Origin of the sequence: Sulfuricurvum sp. RIFOXYD12_FULL_44_77, assembly GCF_001830725.1 — a bacterium.
Classification (GTDB): Bacteria; Campylobacterota; Campylobacteria; order Campylobacterales; family Sulfurimonadaceae; genus Sulfuricurvum; species Sulfuricurvum kujiense_A.
Map to the genome: position 1 here is coordinate 1 of NZ_MIBU01000156.1, position 5610 is coordinate 5610.

General features: G+C 40.9%; 6 protein-coding genes. All 6 read left to right on the forward strand.

Features of this window, described 5'->3' with window-relative positions; genetic code table 11:
* The coding region (gene mshL / locus A2517_RS06410) for a pilus (MSHA type) biogenesis protein MshL (RefSeq protein WP_294895264.1) at positions 1-1037 on the forward strand (1037 nt) is incomplete at its 5' end.
* A 3-nt stretch (positions 1038-1040) separates the two neighbouring features.
* On the forward strand, positions 1041-1850 hold the full coding sequence (locus tag A2517_RS06415) for an ATP-binding protein (protein ID WP_294895266.1): 810 nt from the start codon (positions 1041-1043) through the stop codon (positions 1848-1850).
* Positions 1843-2577, forward strand: a complete 735-nt coding sequence (locus A2517_RS06420; RefSeq protein ID WP_294895268.1) for a CDC27 family protein — start codon at positions 1843-1845, stop codon at positions 2575-2577. Before A2517_RS06415 ends, A2517_RS06420 begins: the two co-directional genes overlap by 8 nt.
* Positions 2574-3113: a hypothetical protein gene (locus A2517_RS06425; RefSeq protein WP_294895270.1), complete on the forward strand. Its 540-nt coding sequence runs from the start codon at positions 2574-2576 to the stop codon at positions 3111-3113. Before A2517_RS06420 ends, A2517_RS06425 begins: the two co-directional genes overlap by 4 nt.
* 15 nt (positions 3114-3128) lie before the next feature.
* The gene (locus A2517_RS06430; protein ID WP_294895272.1) at positions 3129-4865 is read left to right on the forward strand and encodes a GspE/PulE family protein; all 1737 of its coding nucleotides are present in this window, start codon (positions 3129-3131) and stop codon (positions 4863-4865) included.
* A partial coding sequence (locus A2517_RS06435; RefSeq protein ID WP_294895274.1) for a type II secretion system F family protein occupies positions 4862-5610 on the forward strand: 749 nt, incomplete at its 3' end. The genes A2517_RS06430 and A2517_RS06435, both read left to right, overlap by 4 nt.

The following is a 5610-nucleotide window of genomic DNA, read 5'->3' on the forward strand; positions in this document are numbered from 1 at the left end:
ATGAAAAAACTGCTACAGAGAAAACATCAGAAAAAGATACCCATCACAACATATTCATTAATAAAAGTGCCGGACTCGTCACCGTTACCGGTACCGGAAAACAAATCCAACGTCTTGATAGCTATATCAATGATTTGCAGAAAAAAATGCAGACACAGGTTTTAATTGATGTTAAGATGTACAGTGTCGTTTTTACAGACGGTTCTTCGACCGGTATTGACTGGTCTCAGCTTTATGCCTTACAAAATATTGATTTGGGCTTCAACTATTATAATACAAAAAATGTAGGCTCTTTTACTGCAGATGCTACAGGAACGAGCAACATTATGTTTCCTATTAAAACGTTGACACCTAGTACAGCAGGTCGTCTAAATACAAGTGTGTTTCAAGCCGGTATCAAAGGAAGTTTGAATGAGGTGGTTAAATTTTTGAAAACACAAGGGGATGTCTACTCCATCTCCAATCCGAAAATTTTAACCCTTAATAATCAGCCAGCCCTTATTACCGCAGGGACGGAATTATTCTATAAAACAAGAAATACCTCTACGTTAGCCGGAGGGACAACCGGTGAGCAGGCGACAACGGAAGTGGTCAGTTCCGTATTTTCAGGGGTACTGCTTGACATCACTCCTGAAATCTCAAATGATGGAAGCATTACTTTACGAATAAATCCTTCTATTTCTGAAACAGCCAGTGAAATTTCAACCAATAACTCGACACGCGATATGCCACCCGACTTGAGCCGTCGTCAAATATCTTCGGTTATCACGGTTAAAGACGGTAACCGAGTTATTTTAGGTGGTCTGATTAATACCAAGAACGTGCAAGATAATAATAAAGTTCCGTTGCTCGGAGATATCCCTTTGCTAGGTTATATGTTTAAACGTGAGGGGATGAGTAAACGAACAGAAGAGATTGTTATCATTATTGAACCTCACATTATCAAAAAAGAGAAAGATACGGTTAGCTTAGGTGATTTAGGCTATACGCGTCTTGGAAAACAAATCGAAGAAGAAGCAAAGCCAGAAAGTAAATAACGGATGGAGAATTCTCTTTTCTCAAAACCGCGTGATCTGTTTTTGGATGTAGTTAACCCGCGTGACTACGTCCAGATTGACAGTGTTTCACATATGTATCAATCGCTTAAAAACTCAGTACAAAAACCTCTGAAAATGATCCTTTTATTCGGTAAACCGGGGACGGGGAAAAGTATGCTTCTGCATAAACTCCACCACGACCTCTCCAAACATCAAAAAGTATTGATGTTTGATATCCCTATTGTGGATGAAGATGATTTCCTCCGTGTCTTGGCACAAAGGATATTTGGACACTCTCCCCGTGAAGTGATGACGTTAACCCGATTTTTAGAAATTGCCGAAGCGGTATCCTATCCCGATGTCCCCATTGTACTTTTGGATGAAGCGCAACTCTACAGCTCATCGCTTATGGAAAAAATTCGTCTTATCTCCGATGCACGTGCGATTAAATTTGTCATCACTCTGCATAAAACCGATAAAGAAGATGTGATTGCAAAAGAGCACTTTCAAACGCGGATCTGGGAAAGCATCGAACTCCAGAATGCTTCCGCAGAAGAACTCAAAGTATATGTCCAAAAAAAGTTATTAAAAGCCAACTGTTTTGACGTTGCCAATATGTTTAATGACAAAAATATGAAACTGATTACTTCTCTAACAAAAGGGAATTATCGGGATACGAATAAATTATTATTTTCTCTTTTCAGTCTCTATTACTGGTATGAACAAAACCATCCTACCCTCATTAAATACAATGCCTTAAAATCAAAATGGATTGAAATGGCGGCAATTCATACAGGACTCATACGTGCTTGATATTCGAAATTTAGAACGACGCTGGTTAAAATACAAAATCAAATCGTATGCCCCGTATATCGGTGCGGTATTTCTACTCCTCATCTCTTTGACGGTGGCTCTCTCGCTCTCACACGATTCCGATGCACCAAAGACAGCTATGGCAAAAGAGCCGCTTGAATCATCGGCTAAAACAACAGTACCTAAGAGCGATGAAACCCAAGATATCCTCGAGCCATCGATGGATTTTGTTCAATCCTTTCAAACCTCACTACCTCAAACACCCATAGCCGCTGCCTCTACTGCACAAAATACCAAACCTCTCCAGCAAAGTATTCCGGCTACGAAAGTTTTAAACGTCCCTGAATCGCCTTCTATAAAAGCGCCCCCTCCGGCTATTTCCCCTTTATCCGGTGATAAATCGCTCTCACTCAACCGTAATGAATCCAAAATTGATATAGAGAGTGTTGAACGCCGCTTCAAAGAGACATCAAATTCTAATCTTGGCTTATTTATTGCCCGTTACCATTATGATCACGGCAATTATAGTGAGGCTTATAATTTTTCATTAAAGACCAATAATTTAAATAATAAAATAGATGAAAGTTGGATTATTTTTGCCAAATCACTCGTCAAACTCGGCAGAGTAGAGCAAGCGAAAAAAACATTGCAGCTTTATATCTCAGACTCTAATTCCGAATCGGCACGCTCCTTACTCGATTCAATTGAACAAGGTTCCTTTAAATGAAATTTTTACTCTTCATCATTTTAATAATAGTACCTTCTTTCGCTGATTCCAAACAGCGGCTATATAACCTCTATCAGCAGGGGAACTATCTTGCAGCTTGTAATCTTGGGTTTCAAGGATTTCCCTACCATAAAGGGGATGAAGCTTATATCTCTTTGTATGCCTTTTCATGCCTCAAAGCAGATTCCATCGATCGTTTGGCTGCACCGATAATGACTCTAAATCAAACCAAAGAATCCCGTGCCAATGCTGCCTATTTTTCCGTTATCGTAATGCAGAAAAAACTTCTGATGCAAGCTTTGTACGATAATAAACCGATTCAAAATCTTAAATTTCCCAGTAGTACCTACTTGCTCTCCAAAGTATTTGATTTGTATCTCAAAAATCCTCAAACTGAGCAATTTATCAAAGAGTATCAAGACTCTTCCGATACACGTTTGAGCTATAAACTCTATGCGTCTGAAACAAACGGACAAAAAAGCATAGCTATAGATGAATACTATGATAAAATATTGACATTTCACCATGTGTATTAGAAAAGGATAGAGTGTATGGATCGCATCACGCATGACTTATTAGAAAAGCGCCATATCTCGCAACAACAAATTGATCGTCTGACATCCAGAGGGGTTCAGGATGATACCGTTTTGGAAACCCTCACCAAAGTAGGTGCAATTTCGACTAATTTTATCAAACGCTTTATCGTTGAGCAGATCCGTCTTGGACGGTATGAACTCTCCATCATTAAAAATTACCATTTTTTAGATGAAACTTCTATTCTAACCCATTTAGCCGAAGTTATTGAAGTCCCTTTTATGGATCTTGATTCCATTGATATGGATTATCGACTCATTGAGAAAATACCAACGATTCAGCTTAAACGCTACAATGCTCTCCCTATTTCACAGGATGATATGTATGTCGTCGTTGCATTTGCAGATCCCCTTAATCTTGAGGCACAAGAGTCCATTCAACGTCTTTTTCCCCGAAAATCGATAAAAATCGCCGTTGCTACCGAAAAACAGATCCAAGCCTATTTATTTAAAATGGAGCTTAAAGACAGTGTCAAAGAACTCGTTACCAATATCCGTAACGAATTGCGTAATATCGGAACCATTGAAGAACAGCAAGAGGCCTCTTCTATACTGCAGCTTATCGATGTTATCCTAAAAGCATGTATCAAAGGACGGGCGAGTGATATCCACATCGAACCGACAGAGAGAAACTGCGTAGTTCGAGGACGGGTGGATGGCAAATTGGCAGAAATCTTTATTTTCGATCGGGACATTTACCCTCCGCTCGCTTCACGGATTAAACTCTTGGCTAATCTTGATATTGCCGAACGCCGTAAGCCGCAAGATGGACGTTTCTCCGCTATGGTTATGGACGCGGAGTTTGATTTTCGTCTCTCAACACTTCCTATAATCTATGGTGAATCGATTGTTATGCGTATTCTGGATAAAACCAAGGCTCTTGTCAAACTCGAAGATTCCGGAATGGATTCGGAGAGCTACCAGAAGCTGATTAAAGGGCTACAATCCCCCTTTGGTATTATCTTGGTTACCGGTCCTACCGGAAGCGGTAAAACGACTACCCTTTACGGTGCCCTGAATGAACTTCGTAACGTAGAGGACAAAGTCATCACCGTCGAAGATCCGGTTGAGTACCGTATGAATCTGATTCAACAAGTTCAAGTGAACCCAAAAGTAGGACTCTCGTTTGCCGATGCACTCCGCTCCATCCTCCGCCAAGACCCCGATAAAATTATGATCGGGGAGATTCGTGACCATGAAACGCTGGAGATTGCGATTAAAGCGGCTCTGACCGGTCACCTTGTTATCTCTACCCTTCATACCAATGATGCGATCAGTGCTATTCCGCGTATGTCTGATATGGGGATTGAACCCTATCTGATCAGCGGTGCCCTTGTTGCCATACAAGCGCAGCGCCTTGTTCGTCGCATTTGTAACCATTGTAAAAAAGAGGTTGACATCCCTCAAACATTGCTTCAAGAGTACAGCGCTATGATCCCTCCCCATACGGTTTTTTATGAAGGAGCCGGATGTAAAGAGTGCAACGGATCGGGATATATGGGACGGGAAATGATTTGTGAAGTTCTCCCGATTACGGAAGAGCTCTCCAGTATGATTGCTAGAGGGGCGTCAAAAGAGGATCTCCTAAAAGAAGCAAAACGGGAAGGATTTATAGGAATGTTTGAGAACGGAATGGCTAAAGCGGTTCATGGAATAACAACATTTGATGAAATACTAAGGGTGGCAAAAGGATGAAATACTTTACAGCAACAATCCTCACAAAAGGGAAAAAAACCGATGTCGGTTTTTATGCCGAGAGTAAAAAAGAGGCTCACTATTTAGCGAAAATCAAATACACGGGGATGGTGTTAAAAATAACCGAAGCCGCCCCCCCGCTGGAAGATCAGCTGAGACGTTTAAAAGAGAGTTTCTTTTCCAATATCAGAAAACGAAAACTCAAACAAGATTCCCTTATTGCCGCTATAAGACAGCTCGCCGTTATGACAAATGCCGGTATCTCTATCCATGATTCCCTCAAAGAGATTGCTGAAGCAACAACAGATAAGACATTACAGACCGTATTAGGTACTATTGCTGAAGATATTAATGCCGGACATAGCCTCTCTCACTCGGCTCATAATTTTAGCTATGAGTTGGGAAACCTATCACTGGCTATGATTGAACTGGGAGAAAAAACCGGTAATATGGCGGAAGCGCTTCATAAGCTTGCCGATATGCTCGAAGAGATCCGCCGCAATATCATCAAATTTAAAAAAGCGATGGCCTATCCGCGTAACGTTATGATTGCAATGGCCATTGCCTTTACCGTCCTTATCTCGTATGTTGTCCCCCAATTTAAAACTATTTTTGAACAGTTGGGGGCAGAGCTTCCCCTCCCGACCAAGATTTTGCTCTTTTTGGAACACCTTTTTAATACGTACGGTCTATACGTATTGGCCGGAATTTTTATTTTCATTTTTGCATTCCGATATATGCTCAA